The 20,600-nt window shown below is 44.1% G+C and carries 31 protein-coding genes; 11 read left to right on the top strand and 20 right to left on the bottom strand.

The annotated features are described in order from the left end of the window. Positions 1 to 10: 10 nt before the first annotated feature. The 5 genes from atpA (at position 11) to K6984_RS13485 (ending at position 4,567) form a co-directional block, all read left to right on the top strand. Positions 11 to 1,552 carry a F0F1 ATP synthase subunit alpha gene (atpA, locus tag K6984_RS13505; protein WP_221896015.1) on the top strand — a complete coding sequence of 514 codons (1,542 nt, stop codon included), beginning with the start codon at positions 11 to 13 and terminating at the stop codon, positions 1,550 to 1,552. Between the two features lie 12 nt (positions 1,553 to 1,564). After that, positions 1,565 to 2,431, top strand: a complete 867-nt coding sequence (atpG, locus tag K6984_RS13500) for a F0F1 ATP synthase subunit gamma (protein ID WP_221896014.1) — start codon at positions 1,565 to 1,567, stop codon at positions 2,429 to 2,431. Between the two features lie 38 nt (positions 2,432 to 2,469). Next, on the top strand, positions 2,470 to 3,846 hold the full coding sequence (gene atpD, locus K6984_RS13495; protein ID WP_221896013.1) for a F0F1 ATP synthase subunit beta: 1,377 nt from the start codon (positions 2,470 to 2,472) through the stop codon (positions 3,844 to 3,846). Between the two features lie 23 nt (positions 3,847 to 3,869). Beyond that, a complete protein-coding gene (locus K6984_RS13490) occupies positions 3,870 to 4,292 on the top strand; it encodes a F0F1 ATP synthase subunit epsilon (RefSeq protein WP_221896012.1) in 423 nt (140 codons plus the stop codon). A gap of 137 nt (positions 4,293 to 4,429) precedes the next feature. Beyond that, positions 4,430 to 4,567: a type II toxin-antitoxin system HicA family toxin gene (locus tag K6984_RS13485; protein WP_221896011.1), complete on the top strand. Its 138-nt coding sequence runs from the start codon at positions 4,430 to 4,432 to the stop codon at positions 4,565 to 4,567. Between the two features lie 85 nt (positions 4,568 to 4,652). Here K6984_RS13485 and K6984_RS36210 read toward each other — a convergent pair whose 3' ends face one another. From K6984_RS36210 to K6984_RS13475, 3 genes are read right to left on the bottom strand one after another with little or no spacing between them, the layout of a single operon-like run. Then, complete coding sequence (locus K6984_RS36210; RefSeq protein ID WP_420831666.1) at positions 4,653 to 4,784, bottom strand: hypothetical protein; 132 nt, start codon at positions 4,782 to 4,784, stop codon at positions 4,653 to 4,655. A gap of 23 nt (positions 4,785 to 4,807) precedes the next feature. Further along, positions 4,808 to 5,023, bottom strand: coding sequence for a hypothetical protein (locus K6984_RS13480; protein ID WP_221896010.1), 216 nt, complete (start codon positions 5,021 to 5,023; stop codon positions 4,808 to 4,810). An 18-nt stretch (positions 5,024 to 5,041) separates the two neighbouring features. Beyond that, positions 5,042 to 5,290, bottom strand: a complete 249-nt coding sequence (locus K6984_RS13475; RefSeq protein ID WP_221896009.1) for a hypothetical protein — start codon at positions 5,288 to 5,290, stop codon at positions 5,042 to 5,044. A gap of 12 nt (positions 5,291 to 5,302) precedes the next feature. On the opposite strand from K6984_RS13475, the gene K6984_RS13470 reads away from it, so the two are divergent. Beyond that, on the top strand, positions 5,303 to 5,464 hold the full coding sequence (locus tag K6984_RS13470) for a hypothetical protein (RefSeq protein WP_221896008.1): 162 nt from the start codon (positions 5,303 to 5,305) through the stop codon (positions 5,462 to 5,464). Between the two features lie 22 nt (positions 5,465 to 5,486). On the opposite strand, the gene K6984_RS36205 is transcribed toward K6984_RS13470, so the two are convergent. Together K6984_RS36205 and K6984_RS13460 are read right to left on the bottom strand one after the other, a co-directional pair. Beyond that, positions 5,487 to 5,573, bottom strand: a complete 87-nt coding sequence (locus K6984_RS36205; RefSeq protein WP_420831671.1) for a hypothetical protein — start codon at positions 5,571 to 5,573, stop codon at positions 5,487 to 5,489. 4 nt (positions 5,574 to 5,577) lie between these two features. Further along, positions 5,578 to 5,778 (bottom strand): hypothetical protein, encoded by a 201-nt coding sequence (locus K6984_RS13460; RefSeq protein ID WP_221896007.1) that lies wholly within the window; start codon positions 5,776 to 5,778, stop codon positions 5,578 to 5,580. Between the two features lie 13 nt (positions 5,779 to 5,791). Between K6984_RS13460 and K6984_RS13455 the strand changes: the two genes are divergently transcribed. Together K6984_RS13455 and K6984_RS33480 are read left to right on the top strand one after the other, a co-directional pair. Continuing rightward, positions 5,792 to 6,061, top strand: a complete 270-nt coding sequence (locus K6984_RS13455; protein ID WP_221896006.1) for a hypothetical protein — start codon at positions 5,792 to 5,794, stop codon at positions 6,059 to 6,061. A gap of 71 nt (positions 6,062 to 6,132) precedes the next feature. After that, positions 6,133 to 6,267 carry a hypothetical protein gene (locus tag K6984_RS33480; protein WP_263458751.1) on the top strand — a complete coding sequence of 45 codons (135 nt, stop codon included), beginning with the start codon at positions 6,133 to 6,135 and terminating at the stop codon, positions 6,265 to 6,267. Positions 6,268 to 6,306: 39 nt separating this feature from the next. On the opposite strand, the gene K6984_RS13450 is transcribed toward K6984_RS33480, so the two are convergent. The 11 genes from K6984_RS13450 to K6984_RS13395 all read right to left on the bottom strand — a co-directional run bounded on the left by K6984_RS13450 (position 6,307) and on the right by K6984_RS13395 (position 16,046). Further along, positions 6,307 to 6,609, bottom strand: a complete 303-nt coding sequence (locus tag K6984_RS13450; protein ID WP_221896005.1) for a transposase — start codon at positions 6,607 to 6,609, stop codon at positions 6,307 to 6,309. Between the two features lie 667 nt (positions 6,610 to 7,276). Next, the gene (gene trpC / locus K6984_RS13440; RefSeq protein ID WP_221896130.1) at positions 7,277 to 8,077 is read right to left on the bottom strand and encodes an indole-3-glycerol phosphate synthase TrpC; all 801 of its coding nucleotides are present in this window, start codon (positions 8,075 to 8,077) and stop codon (positions 7,277 to 7,279) included. A gap of 111 nt (positions 8,078 to 8,188) precedes the next feature. Further along, positions 8,189 to 9,202, bottom strand: a complete 1,014-nt coding sequence (gene trpD, locus K6984_RS13435; RefSeq protein WP_221896004.1) for an anthranilate phosphoribosyltransferase — start codon at positions 9,200 to 9,202, stop codon at positions 8,189 to 8,191. A gap of 63 nt (positions 9,203 to 9,265) precedes the next feature. Next, positions 9,266 to 9,856: an anthranilate synthase component II gene (locus tag K6984_RS13430; protein WP_221896003.1), complete on the bottom strand. Its 591-nt coding sequence runs from the start codon at positions 9,854 to 9,856 to the stop codon at positions 9,266 to 9,268. Continuing rightward, complete coding sequence (trpE, locus tag K6984_RS13425) at positions 9,853 to 11,340, bottom strand: anthranilate synthase component I (protein WP_221896002.1); 1,488 nt, start codon at positions 11,338 to 11,340, stop codon at positions 9,853 to 9,855. The genes K6984_RS13430 and trpE overlap by 4 nt, the downstream gene beginning before the upstream one ends. Positions 11,341 to 11,486: 146 nt before the next feature. After that, positions 11,487 to 12,050: a histidine phosphatase family protein gene (locus tag K6984_RS13420; RefSeq protein ID WP_221896001.1), complete on the bottom strand. Its 564-nt coding sequence runs from the start codon at positions 12,048 to 12,050 to the stop codon at positions 11,487 to 11,489. 47 nt (positions 12,051 to 12,097) lie between these two features. Continuing rightward, positions 12,098 to 13,480 carry a class II fumarate hydratase gene (locus K6984_RS13415; protein WP_221896000.1) on the bottom strand — a complete coding sequence of 461 codons (1,383 nt, stop codon included), beginning with the start codon at positions 13,478 to 13,480 and terminating at the stop codon, positions 12,098 to 12,100. 96 nt (positions 13,481 to 13,576) lie between these two features. Then, positions 13,577 to 13,978, bottom strand: a complete 402-nt coding sequence (locus tag K6984_RS36200; RefSeq protein WP_221896129.1) for a PIN domain-containing protein — start codon at positions 13,976 to 13,978, stop codon at positions 13,577 to 13,579. Between the two features lie 324 nt (positions 13,979 to 14,302). Beyond that, complete coding sequence (locus K6984_RS13405) at positions 14,303 to 14,791, bottom strand: hypothetical protein (protein ID WP_221895999.1); 489 nt, start codon at positions 14,789 to 14,791, stop codon at positions 14,303 to 14,305. Then, a complete protein-coding gene (locus K6984_RS13400; protein ID WP_221895998.1) occupies positions 14,746 to 15,861 on the bottom strand; it encodes a transposase in 1,116 nt (371 codons plus the stop codon). Before K6984_RS13400 ends, K6984_RS13405 begins: the two co-directional genes overlap by 46 nt. After that, the gene (locus K6984_RS13395) at positions 15,789 to 16,046 is read right to left on the bottom strand and encodes a hypothetical protein (protein ID WP_221895997.1); all 258 of its coding nucleotides are present in this window, start codon (positions 16,044 to 16,046) and stop codon (positions 15,789 to 15,791) included. Before K6984_RS13395 ends, K6984_RS13400 begins: the two co-directional genes overlap by 73 nt. On the opposite strand from K6984_RS13395, the gene K6984_RS13390 reads away from it, so the two are divergent. Then, positions 16,003 to 16,218: a hypothetical protein gene (locus tag K6984_RS13390; protein WP_147660483.1), complete on the top strand. Its 216-nt coding sequence runs from the start codon at positions 16,003 to 16,005 to the stop codon at positions 16,216 to 16,218. The two genes, K6984_RS13395 and K6984_RS13390, sit on opposite strands and share 44 nt — an antisense overlap. 106 nt (positions 16,219 to 16,324) lie before the next feature. On the opposite strand, the gene K6984_RS13385 is transcribed toward K6984_RS13390, so the two are convergent. Next, positions 16,325 to 16,471 (bottom strand): hypothetical protein, encoded by a 147-nt coding sequence (locus K6984_RS13385; RefSeq protein WP_221895996.1) that lies wholly within the window; start codon positions 16,469 to 16,471, stop codon positions 16,325 to 16,327. On the opposite strand from K6984_RS13385, the gene K6984_RS13380 reads away from it, so the two are divergent. Beyond that, positions 16,461 to 16,634, top strand: a complete 174-nt coding sequence (locus K6984_RS13380) for a hypothetical protein (RefSeq protein ID WP_221895995.1) — start codon at positions 16,461 to 16,463, stop codon at positions 16,632 to 16,634. The genes K6984_RS13385 and K6984_RS13380 overlap by 11 nt on opposite strands. 38 nt (positions 16,635 to 16,672) lie before the next feature. Here the strand turns inward: K6984_RS13380 and K6984_RS13375 are convergent, their stop codons facing one another. The 3 genes from K6984_RS13375 to hcp form a co-directional block, all read right to left on the bottom strand. After that, the gene (locus K6984_RS13375; protein ID WP_230988072.1) at positions 16,673 to 16,903 is read right to left on the bottom strand and encodes a glutaredoxin family protein; all 231 of its coding nucleotides are present in this window, start codon (positions 16,901 to 16,903) and stop codon (positions 16,673 to 16,675) included. Next, positions 16,900 to 17,385 carry a TIGR00645 family protein gene (locus K6984_RS13370; RefSeq protein ID WP_221895994.1) on the bottom strand — a complete coding sequence of 162 codons (486 nt, stop codon included), beginning with the start codon at positions 17,383 to 17,385 and terminating at the stop codon, positions 16,900 to 16,902. Before K6984_RS13370 ends, K6984_RS13375 begins: the two co-directional genes overlap by 4 nt. Positions 17,386 to 17,452: 67 nt before the next feature. Continuing rightward, on the bottom strand, positions 17,453 to 19,081 hold the full coding sequence (gene hcp / locus K6984_RS13365; RefSeq protein ID WP_221895993.1) for a hydroxylamine reductase: 1,629 nt from the start codon (positions 19,079 to 19,081) through the stop codon (positions 17,453 to 17,455). 218 nt (positions 19,082 to 19,299) lie between these two features. On the opposite strand from hcp, the gene K6984_RS13360 reads away from it, so the two are divergent. Continuing rightward, positions 19,300 to 20,598, top strand: a complete 1,299-nt coding sequence (locus K6984_RS13360) for a transposase (protein ID WP_221893851.1) — start codon at positions 19,300 to 19,302, stop codon at positions 20,596 to 20,598. The last annotated feature ends 2 nt before the right edge of the window (positions 20,599 to 20,600 follow it).

Genomic DNA, 20,600 nt, shown 5'->3' with positions numbered 1-20,600 from the left:
GAGAAAAAATATGCAATTAAATCCATCTGAAATAAGTGATCTGATTAAGAAACGGATCGAAAATTTCGACGTTAACGTCGAAGCGCATACGGAAGGTACCGTAGTCAGTGTGACTGACGGTATTTTAAGAGTGCATGGTTTGTCTGAAGTGATGCAGGGCGAAATGCTTGAATTCCCTGGTGACTCTTATGGTATGGCTCTGAACCTAGAAAGAGATTCTGTGGGTGTGGTAATGCTAGGTGCTTACCAGCATATCACTGAAGGCGATATTGTTAAATGTACCGGTAAAATTTTAGAAGTACCCGTCGGTGAAGCATTACTAGGGCGTGTCGTAGATGCACTAGGTAATCCTATTGATGGTAAAGGTGAAATTGATACGGAGCTATCATCACCGGTAGAAAAAATTGCTCCGGGCGTTATTGCCAGACAATCAGTTGATCAACCAGTACAACTAGGTTTGAAATCTATTGATTCGATGATTCCGGTAGGTCGTGGACAGCGCGAATTAATTATTGGTGACCGCCAGACTGGTAAAACAGCGATTGCGATTGATGCGATTATCAATCAAAAAGGCACAGGTATTAAATGTATCTATGTAGCCATTGGTCAAAAGCGATCTTCAGTTGCCAATTTGGTACGTAAATTAGAAGAGCATGGCGCGATGGATCATACCATCATCGTTTCTGCAACGGCTTCTGAATCAGCTGCTTTACAATTCATTGCGCCTTATACAGGGTGTTCAATGGGTGAGTTCTTTAGAGATAAAGGCGAAGATGCGCTAATTATTTATGATGATTTGACTAAACAAGCCTGGGCTTATCGTCAAATGTCATTATTATTACGTCGTCCACCAGGCCGTGAAGCCTATCCTGGAGACGTTTTCTATATCCACTCGCGTTTATTAGAAAGAGCATCACGTATTAATGTGGATGAAGTAGAAAAGCTAACCGGCGGTAAAGTTAAAGGTAAAACGGGCTCATTAACAGCCTTACCTATTATTGAAACGCAGGGTGGTGATGTATCTGCATTCGTCCCTACCAACGTTATTTCAATTACTGATGGACAGATTTTCCTTGAGTCTGATTTATTCAACTCAGGTATACGTCCAGCGGTTAATGCGGGTTTATCTGTCTCTCGAGTGGGTGGTGCAGCGCAAACTAAAATCATCAAGAAATTAGGTGGTGGTATTCGTCTTGATTTAGCTCAATACCGTGAATTAGCAGCGTTTGCTCAATTCGCCTCGGACCTGGATGAAGCGACACGTAAGCAAATTGAACGTGGACAGCGCGTTACCGAGCTAATGAAGCAGGATCAGTATTCACCGATGTCTGTTGCGCAAATGGCTGTTTCATTATATGCCGCAAACGAAGGATTTCTGGATGACTTAGAAGTCAATAAAGTCCGTTATTTTGAAGATGCATTGCAGTCATACATGGGCTCAGAGCAATCTGCGCTAATGGCGAAAATTAATGAGAAAGGCGATTTTAGTGATGAAATCAAGCAGGGTATTCGTACTGCGATAGAAAGTTTCATTAAAACAAGTAGCTGGTAAAAAGGGTCGCAAATGGCTGTTGGTAAAGAAATACGTACCCAGATCTCGAGTATTAAAAATACTCAGAAGATCACGCGAGCAATGGAAATGGTTGCTGCAAGTAAAATGCGTAAGACAAGGGAAAGGATGGAGGCAACACGCCCCTACTCAAAAAAGATTAGTCAGATTATTAAACATCTGGCACATGCTAATCCTGAGTACAAACACCCTTTTCTGGTTGAGCGTGAAGTAAAGCGGATTGGTGTTATTATTGTTAGTTCTGACCGGGGCTTATGTGGTGGTCTGAATTCAAATTTATTCAGAAAAACCCTAAGGCAGTTAACCCAGTGGGATGGTGATAATATCGAAGTCGATATTTGTACGATAGGTGGCAAAAGCGCAAGTTTTTTTAGCCGCTTAGATACAAATATGGTTGGACAGGCTGCTAAATTAGGTGACACGCCACATTTAGATGACGTTATCGGTGTCATTAAAGTGATGCTGGATGCCTATCATGTGGGCACCATTGATGAACTATATGTTATGTACAATGAGTTCGTTAACACCATGACACAAGAGCCTACCGTTAGCCAATTACTTCCTGTTGTAGCAACTGACTTAGAAGATGACACACTAAAAGGTCACTGGGATTATTTATATGAGCCAGATGCCAAAGAAGTTTTAGAAAATCTTTTAACACGTTATATAGAATCCATTGTTTATCAAGGCTTGGTTGAGAATAACGCCTGTGAACAGGCAGCCAGAATGGTTGCAATGAAAAGTGCTTCAGATAACGCGGGGAACCTTATTGATGAATTGCAACTTGTTTATAATAAAGCAAGACAGGCGGCGATTACTCAGGAAATTTCAGAAATTGTTGCTGGTGCTGCGGCAGTTTAATGCTTGCAGAGCAATTTAGTATTTAAGAGGACGACACAATGAGTTCGGGTAAAATCGTTCAAATTATTGGTGCGGTAGTGGATGTTGAATTTCCACGGGAAGCGTTACCAAAAGTTTATGACGCACTAAATGTAGAAAGTGCAGGGCTGACTTTAGAAGTTCAGCAACAATTAGGTGATGGTATAGTTCGCTCTATTGCCATGGGTACTACAGATGGTTTAAGCCGTGGATTGGAAGTTAGCAATTCTGGCGAAGCAATCAAAGTGCCGGTAGGAACAAAAACTTTAGGACGTATTATGGACGTGCTGGGTAATCCTATTGATGAAAAAGGCCCTATTGGCGAAAAAGACAAATGGGTTATTCATCGTGAAGCACCTTCTTATGAAGACCAGGCTCCGGCTAACGAGCTTTTAGAAACAGGTATCAAGGTTATCGACCTGGTTTGCCCGTTTGCTAAAGGGGGTAAGGTTGGACTGTTCGGTGGTGCCGGTGTGGGCAAGACCGTAAATATGATGGAGTTAATCCGTAATATTGCGATTGAGCACAGTGGTTACTCAGTATTTGCCGGTGTTGGAGAGCGTACTCGTGAGGGTAATGATTTCTACCACGAAATGACAGATTCAAACGTAATTGACAAGGTATCGTTAGTTTACGGTCAGATGAATGAGCCACCAGGAAACAGATTACGTGTTGCCCTTACGGGTTTAACTATGGCGGAATACTTCCGTGAAGAAGGCAATGATGTACTCTTCTTCGTGGATAATATATACCGTTATACACTAGCGGGAACTGAAGTATCGGCGCTACTAGGTCGTATGCCATCAGCGGTAGGTTACCAGCCTACACTAGCTGAAGAAATGGGCGTACTACAAGAGCGTATTACTTCGACTAAGACAGGTTCAATTACTTCAATCCAGGCGGTCTACGTACCGGCGGATGATTTAACCGATCCATCACCTGCAACAACGTTTGCTCACTTAGACGCCACCGTTGTACTTTCTCGTCAGATTGCCGAGCTAGGTATTTATCCAGCGATTGACCCTCTGGATTCAAATAGTCGCCAGTTAGATCCATTAGTGATTGGCCAAGATCATTATGACGTAGCTCGTGGTGTACAAGGTATCTTGCAGCGCTATAAAGAATTACGCGATATTATTGCGATTCTGGGAATGGACGAATTATCTGAAGAAGATAAGTTAACCGTCACCAGAGCACGTAAAGTACAGCGTTTCTTATCGCAGCCTTTCTTTGTTGCTGAAGTCTTTACAGGCTCGCCAGGTAAGTACGTAACACTAAAAGATACAATTGCGGGTTTCAAAGGTATTATTGATGGTGAATATGACGAACTTCCTGAGCAGGCTTTCTATATGGTGGGTACCATAGATGAAGCGGTTGAGAAAGCGAAAGGAATGTAATCTGTTGATTAATAGGAAACATTATGGTTATGCAAGTACATGTTGATATAGTAAGCCCAGAGAAAGAAATTTTCTCTGGGCTTGCAGAAATGGTTTTTGCACCAGCTGAACTGGGAGAAGTAGGTATTTCACCTCGTCATGCGCCATTAATATCTAAACTAAACCCAGGGGAAGTTCGCGTCAAAGTAAGCGATAAAGAAACCCATGAGTTTTTTGTTTCCGGTGGGTTATTAGAAGTACAGCCACATTTAGTGACGGTACTCGCTGATGCTGCAATCAGAGCAAAAGATATTGATGAAGCCGCTGCATTAGAAGCAAAAGCTAAGGCAGAAGAAGTACTAGAAGATAAGTCTGGTAAGATTGATTATGCAACCGCTCAGGCGCAACTAGACGAAGCGATGTTGCAATTAAGAGCACTGGATAGACTTAGGAAACGTGCTTCGTAAGTAATTCGTACGTTTTAAACACAAAAGCCCGATAATGGAAACGTTATTGGGCTTTTTTTGTTTTTGGGAAGACGTTAAATATATTCCTGAATCCAGTTAATTAGTTTATAATTTTTATAGTGTGTAGAATACACACAATGAACAGTCGAGAGATTATTAAAAAGTTAAAGAATGATGGCTGGGTACTTTACCATGTGAAAGGTGATCACCATCAATTTAAACACCCAGAGAGACAGGGAAAGTGTAATGGTCAACAAAAACCGGACACTGTTTAAGACACTTTCCTATAAAATCCACTCTCAAATTGTAATGGTGATTGATAACCTAATTTTGAGTGAGCACGTTTACCGTTATAAAAAGCTACACATCAATAATGCTATTGATTGCTGCTTCTTTGGTTCTAAAGTTTTGGTCATTTAACTCCTCATGCTTAAGGCTGCGGAAAAAGCGTTCTGTTGGCGCATTGTCCCAACAGTTACCTTTTCGACTCATACTCTGCTGCATTTGCATGATATTCAGGTGTTGACGATACTCATTGCTTGCATATTGGTGGCCTCTATCCGAGTGGTGCAATACACCGGGCGCGGGTTTTCTTCCCCCGCTGTCAGCCCCGGACGGGATGATAGTCTCCAGAAGGCGCAGGGAAATTTGCCAATCCGAAGTGCGCGATAGCGCGCGAGGGAGGCTAAAATTTTATCCCGAATAGCCGTAGAGCCATTTGAGGCAGCCATGACTGAGCTGCTTTGTGCTCAGTCTGTGGCGGACGCAGGGCGGCTGGAGCATCTCCTATTCGCTGCGTAGGTGAACGAATTACGGCGACAGGAGTCCCGGAATTTCGTGAGGTAGCATGGCGCGCCTACCCCCCCCGCTGTCAGCCCCGGACGGGATGATAGCCTCCAGAAGGCGCAGGGAAATTTGCCAATCCGAAGTGCGCGATAGCGCGCGAGGGATGCTAAAATTTTATCCCGAATAGCCGTAGAGCCATTTGTGGTAGCCATGACTGAGCTGCTTTGTGCTCAGTCTGTGGCGGACGCAGGGCGGCTGGAGCATCTCCTATTCGCTGCGTAGGTGAACGAATTACGGCGACAGGAGTCCCGGAATTTCGTGAGGTAGCATGGCGCGCCTGCTCAAATTCACGACTCAGCGTATTCGGTGAAATGGAATGGTTATGATCACTGTCAGTTGTCACTTTAACTACTTAGGGTAGCGTACTTCCAGGCCTAGCCGTGCCATTGCTTGTCTGACTTTATAGCGTCCCGCATTAATACCTGATTTTTTCAATTCTTTAGAGATGCGACGTGACCCATAGATTTTTCTGTTCCCTTAAAAAAATATCGCGTACTTTAATATCAAACTCTGTCAGCCCCGGACGGGCTGATAGTCTCCAGAAGACGCAGGGAAATTTGCCAATCCGAAGTGCGCGATAGCGCGCGAGGGAGGCTAAAATTTTATCCCGAATAGCCGTAGAGCCATTTGTGGTAGCCACAGACTGAGCTGCTTTGTGCTCAGTCTGTGGCGGACGCAGGGCGGCTGAAGCATCTCCTGTTCGCTGCGTAGGTGAACGAATTACGGCGACAGGAGTCCCGGAATTTCGTGAGGTAGCATGGCGCGCCTGCGCCTCTCTTTTCCTGGCTTTATCTGTCATTTCAGGGGTTGTCGATTCCACGTATAAAAAGCACGGCTACTCACTCTCATACGCTGTCAGCCCCGGACGGGCTGATAGTCTCCAGAAGGCGCAGGGAAATTTGCCAATCCGAAGTGCGCGATAGCGCGCGAGGGAGGCTAAAATTTTATCCCGAATAGCCGTAGAGCCATTTGTGGTAGCCATGACTGAGCTGCTTTGTGCTCAGTCTGTGGCGGACGCAGGGCGGCTGGAGCATCTCCTATTCGCTGCGTAGGTGAACGAATTACGGCGACAGGAGTCCCGGAATTTCGTGAGGTAGCATGGCGCGCCTGGCTCGACATAACGCCGTAACAGGGCAGGTCTTCTGTTGCTCTCGAATAAAAACATACTTTACTCGACTTCTTTCGCAAAGAAGACCGCTGCCTTTTTTAATATTTTGCGCTCCATACGCAATTGCTCAACTTCCTTACGTAACCTGACTAATTCGGTCTGACCACATAAGCCAGGCGTTGATTTTGTTTCAACTGTTGGGCCTTGTTCTGCTCTAACCCAGCGCCTAATCGCACTTAAGGAGACGCCTAAGCTGTCTGCGGCTTGTTGCTGGGTATATCCTTTCTTAATAACTAATTTGGCTGCATCTTGTTTGAATTCAAGATTATATACAGGTCTTTTTGGTTTATTTTGCTTACTCATATTCACCTCTAATGATATTATAAATCTGTCTTTAGAAGTGTCCTGTTTTATTAAACCATTTCAAAGCAGCATGGGCAGAACGCCCTAATGAACAGTTCATTAGGGCGTTCTCTGTCAAAGGGACCGTTTATGTCACAACGCTAATGGATGCCAACATTTACCCCAAACAATCCCTAGCTGGACTATATCAGCAGCGCTGGCAAATCGAGGGGATTTTAGAACCATAAAAACACAGATGGGGATGGAGATGTTACGCTGCAAAACAGCAGAAATGATTAAGCAGGAGAATGCAGTGCATCTCTTGGCCTATAATCATATACGTGCAAATATTGCCAGGGCTGTCTGTCTCAATGACAAGGAGCCACGCCACCTCAGCTTTATGGCGGTTGTTCTGCTGATGCGTAATACTGCAAGCTTGTGTATTACGCTAACGGGAGCGGCTTTAGGGAAAATAGTACACCCTCTCATAATAGCTATGGCTCAAACGGAAATTGGGCAACGAACTAGACCAAATCAACCAAGAGTTGTTAAGCGAAGACCGAAGAGCTATTCATGCATGACCAAACGAAGAAGTGAGTATGCATGTGGTTGATTTAGAAAAATTAGTGTGACTGGTAGCGGTATTTAACTCTGCCCCCTTGACTCTTTTTTAAGCACTTACCTCTTGTTACAAGGCAAACAACTCACGCATTTTAGCACCGGGCTGTGCTGCCCGCATAAAAGCTTCGCCTACTAGAAATGTGTAAATACCATTATCCATCATTAAGCGCACATCTTCAGACGTGTGTATACCACTTTCAGTAATCACCAGGCGATCATCTGGCACCATCTTCTGCAGGTCTAGCGTGGTTTGTAGCGAGGTTTCAAAGCTGCGTAAATTGCGGTTGTTAATACCCATTAATGGCGTATCCAGTTTTAAGGCTCGCTCCATTTCCGCCTGATCATGCACCTCAACCAGTATATCCATACCCAGCTCCTTGGTAGTATCGGCTAGCTCATGCATTTGCGTATCCGCTAATGCAGAAACAATCAATAAGATACAATCCGCACCTAAAGCGCGTGACTCATGTATCTGGTATGGGTCAATCATAAAGTCCTTACGTAAAACAGGGATAGGGCAGGCCTGTCTAGCGAGCTGCAAATTAACTTCACCGCCTTGAAAATATTCTTTGTCAGTCAGTACAGAAAGACAGGTCGCGCCGGTCATCGCATAGTCCTGTGCAATTTCTACTGGCTTGAAATTTTCCCTAATCACCCCTTTGCTCGGCGATGCTTTCTTCACTTCTGCAATTATAGCTGGTTTTTTAGTGGCAGCTTTTTCTTGTAATGCCCGGGCAAAACCGCGTGGCGTTTCGGTATCGCTGATTATTCCAGCTAAATCAGCAATGCTCATACGTAACTTACGCTTTGCGACTTCTTCTGCTTTAGTGGCCAGTATTTTTTTTAAAATATCAGGGGTATCTGTCATAGTGTATTTTATGGTTGTACTGTAGGGCGTAGCTTTAGCCCGCTTGTATCTCAAGTCATGTTTAAGGCGGGCTGAAGCCACGCCCTACAGGTAATATTAGAAATATCGCGATTAAGCAGGTTTAAAATCAATTAATGCATTTAGCTTGTCTTTTGCTGCACCTGATGCAATAACATCATCTGCTTTAGCTATTCCCTCTGCAAGTGAAGCTACCAGGTTTGCGGTATAAATTGCTGCTCCTGCATTTAATACCACAATATCTCTTGCCGGACCCGGTTGATTATCCAGTACAGCTTGCAGCTTGGTTAAGCTATCTTGCACATTAATCACTGCCAGCGTAGATAAATCCGCACGTTGCAGGCCAAACTGTTCAGGGTTTATGCAATATCGATTAATTATGCCGTCTTTTAATTCGGCAACCGAGGTGCTGCTGGCAATGCTGATTTCATCCAGACCATCGTCTGCATTAACCACCAGAACATGCTCACTGCCTAGAGCTTGCAGCGCCTTTGCAAGTGGCTCTACCCAGTGCTGGTCAAAAACGCCAATCAGCTGATTCGCAGCGCCAGCAGGATTTGCCAGAGGGCCAAGTAAATTAAACAAGGTCCGCAAGCCCATTTCTTTACGTGGCGCGGCAACATGCTTCATTGCGCCATGATGCTTTTGCGCAAATAAAAAGCCTACACCTATTTCGTTCACACATTGCGCGACCTGTTCTGCAGATAAATCTAAATTCACTCCCGCCGCTTCCAGCACATCGGCACTGCCCGAGCGACTGGAAACTGAGCGGTTGCCATGTTTGGCAACAGTGCCACCCGCTGCTGCAACGACAAAAGCGCAGGTAGTAGAAATATTAAAGGTATTCGCACCATCACCACCGGTACCACAGGTATCAATAATATGCTCACCCTGTATATCCACTTTCGTGGCAAGCGCGCGCATGACTTCGGCAGCGGCAATAATCTCATCGACTGTTTCACCTTTGCAGCGCAGGGCGATTAAAAACCCTGCTATTTGCGCAGATGTCGCCTTGCCGCTCATAATGCTATGCATTACATCGCGCATTTCCTGGCGAGTAAGGTCTTGTTTATCCAGAACTGTCTGTAGGGCTGTTTGTATATTCATTTTTTGGTAGGGTGCGTTTTACGCACCGTTTTTTACGCAAACGATAAGGAGGCGCAGTTACATTTATTTCTCGAGAAAATTACGCAGCATATCGTGACCATGCTCGGTCAAAATAGATTCAGGGTGAAACTGCACCCCTTCTATATCTAACCCTTTATGGCGCACACCCATAATTTCATCCATATTTCCCTGCTCATCCTGTGTCCAGGCCGTAACTTCCAGGCAATCGGGTAAAGTTTGCTGATCGATCACCAGAGAATGATAGCGCGTTGCCGTAAACGGGTTATTCAAGCCTTTAAATACGCCGCTATTACTATGGTAAACAGGTGATACTTTTCCGTGCATAATGCTCTTTGCATGCACAATATTTCCGCCAAAAGCATGGCCTATACTTTGATGCCCCAGACATACGCCAAGAATAGGGGGCTTGCCAGCAAAGTCCAGAATAGTAGCAACTGAAATACCCGCTTCTTTTGGCGTACAAGGCCCGGGAGAAATAACTATCTTATCGGGATTTAGCGCACGTATATCATCAACACTGACCTCATCATTACGCACCACCACAACATCGGCTCCTAATTCGCCTAAATACTGCACCAGATTATAAGTAAATGAATCGTAATTATCGACCATCACAACTTTACATGTACTCATAAGCCGCCTCTGTTTAATCCAGCTTCGGCCATAGTGACTGCACGGAATATTGCGCGTCCTTTATTCATGGTTTCATCCCATTCATTCTGGGGTACTGAATCATAAACGATGCCTGCTCCAGCTTGTATATGTAAGGTTTTATCTTTAATCACTGCAGTTCTAATAGCAATTGCTGTATCCATATTTCCAGACCAGGAAATATAGCCTATCGCGCCTGAATACACGCCACGCTTGACAGGCTCAAACTCATCGATGATTTCCATTGCCCGTATTTTAGGCGCGCCACTCACTGTGCCGGCAGGAAAAGCCGCTGCCAATACATCAAATGCATCCTTACCCGCTTGTAATTCTCCCGTGACATTAGAAACTATATGCATAACATGCGAATAACGCTCTATCATCATGGTATCTGTGAGTTCAACTGTGCCAATCTTTGCCACACGCCCAGCATCATTGCGTCCTAAATCAATCAACATCAAATGTTCTGCTAACTCTTTTGGATCGGCCAATAAGCCCTTTTCCAGCGCCACATCTTCAGCAGGCGTTTTGCCACGTGGGCGCGTGCCCGCTATCGGTCTGACTGTTACCATCTCATCTTCCAGTCGCACCAGAATTTCAGGTGAAGAACCAACGATATGAAAATTCTCTAAATTCAAATAATACATATAGGGCGATGGATTTAAGCAACGTAAGGCGCGATATAAATCCATTGGCGCGGCGTTAAAAGGAATCGATAAGCGTTGCGATAACACCACCTGCATAATATCGCCGGCAATTATATATTCCTTCGCTTTTAATACTGCTTCTTTAAACCCTTCTTCAGTAAAGCCTGAGACAAAGTCGGCCTCATTTACCTGCTTAGGGGTATGCTCGGTTTTGATTTCTTCTTTTAACTCACGTAACTTAATGATCAGCTCATCAAGGCGCGCCTGTGCATTTTCATAGGCGTTTGCTTGCTCAGGATTCGCATGCGTTAATAACATTAATTTACCTGATAGATTATCGAAAACTAATATTTCTTCGGAGACCATCAATAAAATATCGGGGCTGCCGATAGGGTCATCTTTTGCAGTTGCTTTTAAGCGTGGCTCTATATAACCTATGGTTTCATAACCAAAATAACCGACCAAACCACCATTAAAGCGCGGTAACGCATCAATATCAGGCACTTTAAAGCGCTGCTTAAATTCTTCTATCCAGAGCAGTGGATTATCATGTTCGAAGCTCTCCACAAGCTTGCCAGATTCTTCGATGTGAATTTCATTGCCAAAGATTTTTATAATAGACTGGCATGGCAGACCGATAATGGAATAGCGCCCCCATTGCTCGCCGCCATGTACCGATTCAAATAAATAAGAATAAGCGCCATCAGCTAATTTAAGGTACGCGCTCAGAGGGGTATCTAAATCTGCCAGCACTTCTCGTGCGATAGGAATGCGGTTATAGCCTTGCTCGGCATATTGCTTGAATTGTTCTGGTGTCATGTGGGGGTGTATAGTCTATTGGAGACACGGGGGCCTAGGTAATGCTGCACCTGGGTATAAATCTAACTACCTGGATAAAAAACTAGTATTTTAAACGAATGTCGCTGTATTTAATAATGTTATTCAATATATTCTGGTTGCAGTCTTTAGCTGCGATACTGATACTCGCTAATTTCCCAATATTTGCTAAAAATACTGCTAGAACCCTGCCAGCCTTTTGCCCGTAATTGCCTGGCAATAAAGTTGTTGAAAATACTATGCCCGACCAAGACCAGCGTATGATTGCATCGTGCTAGACTATGCAATGTATCTGCTGCATTATAGGCTCTCTGTCGCGCCAACGTTTTAGATTCACAATTGCCCGCATAGCCCATAAACCAGAGAATTCTAAACCCTAGCGCCCAGATAGCCGGAGATAGTTTAGGCGATGGTAGTATGCAATAAGGGAGTTCCACCTCACGAAATAATGCATCTACATACTCTATATTCCGCGCGCGCAGTAGCTTTGCTGATTCAATCGAGCGCCTCAAGTCACTACAGACTAGAACATCACTCTCAAGTACTAGCGTAATTAGCTGCTCAGGGAGAACTGGGGGTTTAGCAAGACTCGCGTTATTATATGCCTCAATCCAGCGTTGAAATTCACTGGCACTCAGCTTGCCTAATTCTGGCACTTTGGGCTTGCCATGCCTGATAAAGATAATTTTCATCTGCTTCAGAGTTAAATCCGCCGAACTATAGCGCTGGCTTCAAGGTATTAATTCACCCCACCAGCAGCCAGATGTTTGGGCTCCAGAATTTTCTCCAGTTCAACGCGTGGAATATCGGTCATCTCTTCTGCCACATCAATAATCGCACGCCCTTGCTTATATGCAGATTTAGCTATTTCGGCGGCTTTTGCGTAACCGATGATCGGATTTAGCGCAGTCACCAGTATCGGATTTCTGGCCAGAGCTTGCTGTAAATTATCTTCACGCACTATAAAGTCAGCTATCGCCTTATCCGCAAGAGCGAGACTAACCTGACTGATAATTTCTATACTTTGCAAGATGTTGTAGGCAATAACAGGCAGCATTACGTTCAACTGGAAAGAGCCAGCCTGCCCCGCTATGGTAGTCGTGGCATCATTGCCTATCACCTGCGCGGCAACCATCGCCGTTGCTTCGGGAATCACTGGATTCACTTTGCCCGGCATAATACTGCTCCCTGGTTGCAGCGCAGTTAATTCAATTTCTCCCAGTCCAGCTAAAGGGCCACTGTTCATCCAGCGCAAATCATTGGCAATTTTCATTAAACTCACGGCAATGGTCTTTAATTGTCCGGATAATTCAACAATGGAATCCTGGCAGCTTAAGCTTTCAAAGAAAGAGTCATTTGGACTAAAGCTAATACCTGTCGCGTCACTCATAGAGCTAGCAAATTTTTGTGCAAATTCAGGATGTGCATTAATTCCAGTCCCAACAGCAGTCCCACCCTGCGCCAGCTTTTGAACTCTGGGCAAAGCGCTATTAATCCGCGCAATGCCATTACGAATTTGCAGCGCCCATGCACCCAACTCCTGTGCCAGCGTCATCGGCATGGCATCCATTAAATGCGTGCGCCCGGTTTTAGTATACTCGTTACACGAGCTAGCTTTGCTTTCGATGGTTTTAGCTAAATGCTCTAAAGCAGGTAATAACTGACGATGGCACTCTATTGCAGTACTGATATGAATCGCAGTAGGAATCACATCATTGCTGCTCTGCCCCATATTTACATGGTCGTTTGCTCCAACGGCTTCAGGGCTAATTTCTGAAGCGAGGTGTGACAAGACTTCGTTGACATTCATATTGGTACTGGTGCCCGAACCCGTCTGAAAAATATCCACAGGAAACTGATCGGCATGCTCACCCTGAATAATCTGCTCGGCAGCCTGAATAATCGCCTCACCTCTTACTGTATCTAATACTCCCAGACCTATATTCACTTTAGCTGCAGTTTGTTTAATTAAAGCCACGGTTTTAATAAAAGCAAGCGGTAGCGCTAGGCCGCTAATAGGAAAATTATTAATAGCACGCTGGGTTTGCGCGCCATATAAAGCGCTTGCTGGGACTGGTAATTCGCCCATACTATCTTTTTCAATTCGGTAATTATTATTCATGTCTTCAACGTATGTAGGGCGGACTTAAGTCCGCTAGCCTGGGGAATCGAGGATCATACAAACGAACTAACACCGCTACAGGGCAATAAAATTCGTTTATAAATTAATAAACGGATTGAGAACTTTAGTCCCACCTATTTGTTGCCCATGTTGCATATCTTCTGAATATAAAATAGTGCAACTGGTTTTTTGAGCCATCCTGATAATCAGTGAATCCCAAAATGAAAAACTGTGCAAACGGTGTATATCTATTGCCTGTACAATGTCAGCATGTTCAATACTGACTATATCCAAATGTGCCAATAGTTCTATTTTTCGTTGTGCTGTTTTTGGTGAGACTCCAAGTTTACGAGTACTTGCTGCAAAGTACTCTTGTAAAACCTGGGTAGAAAGTACTATATTTCCACTATTCCAGCCTTCTTCTAAAAGCTGTATTGCTATAAACTGTTTTTCTGGAAAAGCACTATCATCCGTATAAATCAGAATATTTGTATCAATAAAAACTACGTTCTTTCATGTAGCTCGTCTCGACCAAACTTCCAGCCTCTGGAGTCCCCTTGCCCTGTTAAGCCTTTCAATTCTTCCAATGCGCTATTGCGACTATTCTTGTGCGTTAGTCGTTCGAGGTCTTCACGAATTATTTGATTTAAGCTTTTTCCCATTAAGACAGCAACTTTTCGCGCCTCAATAACAATTTTTTCATCAACAGAAAGTGTAATGTTCATAACCCATATCCTGTGTACACATAATGCGTGTTGATCTTAACATGATAGATTAAGCTACTTCAAGTCACTTTAGCTCTACGAAAACCTGAATATCTCATCAGTGTTCCCCTATCAATTGAGGCCGTGAAACTAACCTCGCCACAAGAGAGCTCATAAAGCACTGTAAAGACATTCCTGTTATTATTGTGTTTTGAACTGCCCGAATGGTATACGAGCTGATACGAGATATTCTTGCCTGGAAAAATAATGGATTCACAAAACGATCTCGTTTTTGAGCCTGTTGCTGCCTTATCTCCAGAGGCTCGCTATATTTTTTATCCGATGGATGAATCAATTCTGGCTGTTGTGTTTTTGAAATCTCTTCAAACACGCGCATTAAATTATAGCTCATTGCAGTCAGGCGCATTTGATTTTCAAGTGAGCGGGTATTGGAAGACCAAGCTTTAGTTTCCTTCGCTATCAGCCCCGGACGGGCTGATAGTCTCCAGAAGGCGCAGGGAAATTTGCCAATCCGAAGTGCGCGATAGCGCGCGAGGGAGGCTAAAATTTTATCCCGAATAGCCGTAGAGCCATTTGTGGTAGCCATGACTGAGCTGCTTTGTGCTCAGTCTGTGGCGGACGCAGGGCGGCTGGAGCATCTCCTGTTCGCTGCGTAGGTGAACGAATTACGGCGACAGGAGTCCCGGACTTTCGTGAGGTAGCATGGCGCGCCTGGAAATTACTTTTAGTGTTATTGAATGTCTTTTCAATCGTCCATCGCTTGAAATACAGCATGGCAATGGTTCCAGGGTTAATAGTCATTGGCAAGGTTGTCACAAACCGGTGAAGTTTTCCGGTTTCTGGATCACGGTAATCCACCACGTTAAATTTGATGCCCTTGTTTTCGTACACACTGTATGCTCCAACTCCTGTATTGATCTCATGCTGGGAGTCAAAAGGGATAGACTCAACCAGAGTCGCAATTGAATTTTCTTTTAGCATTGAAATCATGTAATTAGCATGTCGTTTCTGCCGATCCCACCAGACAAAGTCGGTGACGGCTTTATCGTAGACATAGAGATGTTTCTGAGAGCTGTTATTTCCCTTGTTTTGCTTTTCAATATGATCTCGTAACACAGGTATTTCTTGATGCCTCTGAGTTCCGTTTGTCACTAGACAAAGAAATCTGAGCAACCCACTTCTGAGATTCAACGCGTAAATCCCCCCGGCCGCATAAACTTTCCCCTTGCTGTTTTTTTCAGTATGGCAGGTATGATCAATAAAATGTCCATCCGCTGCTTCTATGGTGTGTTCGTCAAGTTCCGGGAATGATTTAAGATAATCAATGCCTCGCGATAGCAGTGTTTCAGCGTGAAGATGATAGCTCTGCTGTTCAAATGCCTCAAGCATACTTGTTCGTCTATGCGACTTCAGTGATTTAAAATACGTTGAGTGGGGAAGTAGCTGGCCATAAATATGTTCATTGGTTTGGAGGAAATGGCGACCACTATCGACTACACTGATACAGCGTAATAACCCAAGGCGAATAAAGTCGATATCCTTCAACTCTGGGCATGAACGAGCCCACAAAGGATGACGCTCTGCTAACAGGGCACGTTCCATACTTTCATTGCAGTGTTGGTGAATATGTTCAGAGAGTGGTAGGTCTTTAAGCATGGGTGATATCCGTTTATGAGGTGATTAAAACGGAAATTTTTAGAAAAATTTTTTCGGCAATTGCAAGCTTTACAGGCGCGCCATGCTACCTCACGAAATTCCGGGACTCCTGTCGCCATAATTCGCTCACCTACGCAGCGGATGGGAGATGCCCTGAACGCCCTGCGTCCGCAACGACTACGCACAAAAGCCGCTTCGTCATTACTACCTCACTGGCTGGACGGCTATTCGGAATGCAATTCTTGCTCCTCTCGCGTGCTGCTAGCACACGTCGAATCAGCGAATTGCCCTGTCGCCTATCAGGGACTAAAAATCACCACTTCGCTAAGCTCCGTTTCCATGATTTTCAGCGTTTGAAATTATTTGTTGTTTTTTTACGGTGCCTACAGAGTGTCTATTTGCTGTTATAAGTGATTAAAATCAAAAAGATGGAAATATTCGAGTGGTGCTACCTTCAGGTAGGTTATAGGCTGCTTTCGCTGTCAGCCCCGGACGGGCTGATAGTCTCCAGAAGGCGCAGGGAAATTTGCCAATCCGAAGTGCGCGATAGCGCGCGAGGGAGGGCTAAAATTTTATCCCGAATAGCCGTAGAGCCATTTGTGGTAGCCATGACTGAGCTGCTTTGTGCTCAAGTCTGTGGCGGACGCAGGGCGGCTGGGGCATCTCCTATTCGCTGCGTAGGTGAACGAATTACGGCGACAGGAGTCCCGGAATTTCGTGAGGTAGCATGGCGCGCCTGGTTTAGGTACTTCTTCTTTCAATGGGAACACTGATGATTCTGTACGTAATTTTCATGTCTTCAAAGTCCGCTCTACAGTTCAGTAAGCACGACCTGAATATCTGCAATAGTAAATGGCCAGCATAGCTCTTTTTTTTCTTCAACATTAAGCAACACCGGAATTTTATTTGCATAGCGTTCCTGCCACTGCTCTTGTTCGGCTATATCAATTTTTTCATAGACGATATCAAGCTGCTGTAATAACTCTTCCGCCTGCTCACATAAATGACAGGCAGATGTGCCCAGGAGTATTGGTTCAATCACTGCTTTAATTTTTCCAGATAACCCATCAGAAAAGCGGATAGCACAAAGGTAAGATGAATCAGCACATACCAGGTCAATTTATCATTCGCAATTTGCTCTACATTCATAAACACTTTTAATAAATGTATCGATGAAATCGCCACAATCGATGAGGCGACTTTCATTTTTAGCGAGCCATAATCATGCGTGCCCAGCCAGGATAGTTTTTCCGTTCCTTCCGCTACATCCAGACGCGAAACAAAATTATCATAGCCACTAAACATCACGATTATAGTCAGGCTGCCGACCAAAGTTAAATCGATAAAGGTTAGTAGCTTTAGAATTAACTGGTTGTCTTCTATCGCTAAAATCAGTGGAATAAAGTGATATAACTCCTGAAAGAATTTAACCGTTAAAGCCATCAGTGCAAAACTCATACCTAGATAAATAGGCGCCAATAGCCAGCGGCTTGCATAGATTAAACGTTCAATATAAGTTTCCATTACCCCAGGTTACTATGTAAAGGCTGTTCAGGTGTTTTGTTTAGCATAGGAAGTGTGATTAACCGCTTCACTTACCTTCCAGCATAGCGGCAACATCGTTTTCAACGGTATCTATGCCTTTAACAGCCAGGTCATCGGTTAATTTTTGTAAAATTCCTGCACTGAAAAATGGCGGCAAGGTAGGGCCTATACGCAGATTTTTAACACCCAGGGCAAACAGCGCCAGCATCATTAAAATAGTTTGCTGCTCATACCAGGCAATATTAAATGCCACCGGCAATTGGTTAATATGCTCCAGTTGCATGGTTTTTTGTAGCTGCGCTAAAAAGGTAATTACCGCATAAAAATCTTGCGCCTGCCCTGCATCTAATAGGCGCGGTATACCGTTAATTGTACCTAAGACCAGATTATGAAACCGGTATTTAGTATCGCCCGCAGTTAGTATCAGCGTATCTGCAGGCAAGGCCTCAACCAGCTGTGTGTAATAGCGGCGCTCCTTATGCCGCCCGTCGCAGCCTACTAACACAATAATTCGCTGTATATCACCAGCCTTAATAGCTGCCGCAACAGTCTCTGTTAAAGACAGTAGAGCCTCGCGTCCATAGCCCACGCTGACACTTCCTGCAGTTAAAGGCAATGGCGGCTCACACTGTAGTGCCTGCTGAATGATTTTAGAAAAACCTTTGGCCTCATCAGTTCTGCGTTTAGTGATATGCGCAACATCAGGCCAACCCACCATACCCGAAGTATAGGCTTTTTCGATGTAGCCTTTTTTCGGTTGCTGTAAGCTGTTGCTAGTCACCAGCACAGGCCCCTGAAATTTACCAAACTGAGTTTTTTGATCCTGCCATGCGCCGCCATAATTCGCGACCAGGTTAAAATATTTTTTAAATGCTGGATAACCGTGAGCGCTAATCATTTCACCATGAGTATAAATATCGACACCTGAACCTGCGCTTTGTTCTAGCAAGTCCTGTAAATCCTGAAAATCATGTCCGGATACCAGAATCCCTGGCTTATCCCAGGTGTCTAGGTGTACCGTTGTTGCCGAGGGCTGGCCAAACTTTTCGATATTGATACGCTCTAACACAGCCATTGCCCGTATAGACTGCTCGCCGCATTTATAATTTTTAACAAGCACATCATTTAAACTGCGCTCTTTTTGCAAAGTATAGGCAACGGCTTCGTGCATAAACACATATAGTTCTGGCTCATAAACACCCAGCACCTGTATATGCTCTAATAATGCACCCAGGCCTTTAGCTGCATAGATCAGCATTTCACGGGCGGCATGTAAATCAGCCGCATCGCCGGATAACTCTCCAGCTGCATTAACTCCAACTGTTTCGCCTTTTTTTACAAAAGCTGTTAGTTCAATACTGTCATATTGCCACTGAGCTTCAGCAGGCTCCTGCTCCTTGATATCAACGCCTTTAGTATTTAATATTCGCTTTAAATATTCACGCCGCTGCACCGTTTCAGCAATTAATTGCACAAAGGTTTGCGGGTCGAAATTTACATTGGTGACCATTGAATACAATGCACGCGCAGCGAATTTATCTATATTTTCGTCAGCAATGCCAGCCGCAGCTGCCTTTACCGCATAAAAAGACAAGCCCTTTAGAACATAGCTTAATAAATCATGCAAGCTAGAAACATCTGCTTTTTTTCCACAAATTTCCATCAGTGTTCCCATTGAAAGAAGAAGTACCTAAACAAAGCAGCCTATAACCTACCTGAAGGTAGCACCACTCGAATATTTACATCTTTTTGATTTTAATCACTTATAACAGAAAATAGACACTCTGTAGGCACCGTAAAAAAACAACAAATAATTTCAAATAAAGCTTGCAATTGCCGAAAAAATTTTTCTAAAAATTTCCGTTTTAATCACCTCATAAACGGATATCACCCATGCTTAAAGACCTACCACTCTCTGAACATATTCACCAACACTGCAATGAAAGTATGGAACGTTCCCTGTTAGCAGAGCGTCATCCTTTGTGGGCTCGTTCATGCCCAGAGTTGAAGGATATCGACTTTATTCGCCTTGGGTTATTACGCTGTATCAGTGTAGTCGATAGTGGTCGCCATTTCCTCCAAACCAATGAACAGATTTATGGCCAGCTGCTTCCCCACTCAACGTATTTTAAATCACTGAAGTCGCATAGACGAACAAGTATGCTTGAGGCATTTGAACAGCAGAGCTATCATCTTCACGCTGAAACACTGCTGTCGCAAGGCATTGATTATCTTAAAGCATTCCCGGAACTTGACGAATACACCATAGAAGCAGCGGATGGACATTTTATTGATCATGCCTGCCATACTGAAAAAAACAGCAAGGGGAAAGTTTATGCGGCTGGGGGGATTTACGCGTTGAATCTCAGAAGTGGGTTGCTCAGATTTCTTTGTCTGGTGACAAACGGAACTCAGAGGCATCAAGAAATACCTGTGTTACGAGATCATATTGAAAAGCAAAACAAGGGAAATAACAGCTCTCAGAAACATCTCTATGTCTACGATAAAGCCGTCACCGACTTTGTCTGGTGGGATCGGCAGAAACGACATGCTAATTACATGATTTCAATGCTAAAAGAAAATTCAATTGCGACTCTCGTTGAGTCTATCCCTTTTGACTCCCGCCATGAGATCAATACAGGGGTTGAAGCATACAGTGTGTACGAAAACAAGGGCATCAAATTTAACGTGGTGGATTACCGTGATCCAGAAACCGGAAAACTTCACCGGTTTGTGACAACCTTGCCAATGACTATTAACCCTGGAACCATTGCCATGCTGTATTTCAAGCGATGGACGATTGAAAAGACATTCAATAACACTAAAAGTAATTTCAAGGAAACTAAAGCTTGGTCTTCCAATACCCGCTCACTTGAAAATCAAATGCGCCTGACTGCAATGAGCTATAATTTAATGCGCGTGTTTGAAGAGAGTTCAAAAACACAACAGCCAGAATTGATTCATCCATCGGATAAAAAATATAGCGAGGCTCTGGAGATAAGGCAGCAACAGGCTCAAAAACGAGATCGTTTTGTGAATCCATTATTTTTCCAGGCAAGAATATCTCGTATCAGCTCGTATACCATTCGGGCAGTTCAAAACGCAATAATAACAGGAATGTCTTTACAGTGCTTTATGAGCTCTCTTGTGGCGAGGTTAGTCTCACGGCATCAATTGATAGGGGAACACTGATG

It is taken from the genome of Bathymodiolus japonicus methanotrophic gill symbiont, assembly GCF_019721995.1.
In the GTDB taxonomy this organism is placed as follows: Bacteria; Pseudomonadota; Gammaproteobacteria; order Methylococcales; family Methylomonadaceae; genus Methyloprofundus.
The sequence above is the reverse complement of the archived record's forward strand: the minus strand, read 5'-3'. Positions and strand labels throughout refer to the sequence as shown.

Excerpts from the sequence above, each read along its gene's own strand:
- K6984_RS13480 (WP_221896010.1), bottom strand. The coding sequence starts at position 5,023 with ATGGCTGCCTCAAATGGCTCTACGGCTATTCGGGATAAAATTTTAGCC.
- trpD (WP_221896004.1), bottom strand. The coding sequence starts at position 9,202 with ATGAATATACAAACAGCCCTACAGACAGTTCTGGATAAACAAGACCTT.
- K6984_RS13390 (WP_147660483.1), top strand. The coding sequence starts at position 16,003 with ATGGGAGATGCCCTGAACGCCCTGCGTCCGCAACGACTACGCACAAAA.
- K6984_RS13385 (WP_221895996.1), bottom strand. The coding sequence starts at position 16,471 with ATGGCTACCACAAATGGCTCTACGGCTATTCGGGATAAAATTTTAGCC.
- trpC (WP_221896130.1), bottom strand. The coding sequence starts at position 8,077 with ATGACAGATACCCCTGATATTTTAAAAAAAATACTGGCCACTAAAGCA.
- K6984_RS13415 (WP_221896000.1), bottom strand. The coding sequence starts at position 13,480 with ATGAATAATAATTACCGAATTGAAAAAGATAGTATGGGCGAATTACCA.
- K6984_RS13400 (WP_221895998.1), bottom strand. The coding sequence starts at position 15,861 with ATGCTTAAAGACCTACCACTCTCTGAACATATTCACCAACACTGCAAT.
- K6984_RS13430 (WP_221896003.1), bottom strand. The coding sequence starts at position 9,856 with ATGAGTACATGTAAAGTTGTGATGGTCGATAATTACGATTCATTTACT.
- K6984_RS13475 (WP_221896009.1), bottom strand. The coding sequence starts at position 5,290 with ATGGCTACCACAAATGGCTCTACGGCTATTCGGGATAAAATTTTAGCA.
- K6984_RS13370 (WP_221895994.1), bottom strand. The coding sequence starts at position 17,385 with ATGGAAACTTATATTGAACGTTTAATCTATGCAAGCCGCTGGCTATTG.
- K6984_RS13405 (WP_221895999.1), bottom strand. The coding sequence starts at position 14,791 with ATGGCTACCACAAATGGCTCTACGGCTATTCGGGATAAAATTTTAGCC.
- K6984_RS13450 (WP_221896005.1), bottom strand. The coding sequence starts at position 6,609 with ATGAGTAAGCAAAATAAACCAAAAAGACCTGTATATAATCTTGAATTC.
- K6984_RS13490 (WP_221896012.1), top strand. The coding sequence starts at position 3,870 with ATGGTTATGCAAGTACATGTTGATATAGTAAGCCCAGAGAAAGAAATT.
- atpD (WP_221896013.1), top strand. The coding sequence starts at position 2,470 with ATGAGTTCGGGTAAAATCGTTCAAATTATTGGTGCGGTAGTGGATGTT.
- K6984_RS36210 (WP_420831666.1), bottom strand. The coding sequence starts at position 4,784 with ATGAGTCGAAAAGGTAACTGTTGGGACAATGCGCCAACAGAACGCTTT.
- K6984_RS13485 (WP_221896011.1), top strand. The coding sequence starts at position 4,430 with ATGAACAGTCGAGAGATTATTAAAAAGTTAAAGAATGATGGCTGGGTA.
- atpG (WP_221896014.1), top strand. The coding sequence starts at position 1,565 with ATGGCTGTTGGTAAAGAAATACGTACCCAGATCTCGAGTATTAAAAAT.
- hcp (WP_221895993.1), bottom strand. The coding sequence starts at position 19,081 with ATGGGAACACTGATGGAAATTTGTGGAAAAAAAGCAGATGTTTCTAGC.
- K6984_RS13420 (WP_221896001.1), bottom strand. The coding sequence starts at position 12,050 with ATGAAAATTATCTTTATCAGGCATGGCAAGCCCAAAGTGCCAGAATTA.
- atpA (WP_221896015.1), top strand. The coding sequence starts at position 11 with ATGCAATTAAATCCATCTGAAATAAGTGATCTGATTAAGAAACGGATC.
- trpE (WP_221896002.1), bottom strand. The coding sequence starts at position 11,340 with ATGACACCAGAACAATTCAAGCAATATGCCGAGCAAGGCTATAACCGC.
- K6984_RS13360 (WP_221893851.1), top strand. The coding sequence starts at position 19,300 with ATGCTTAAAGACCTACCACTCTCTGAACATATTCACCAACACTGCAAT.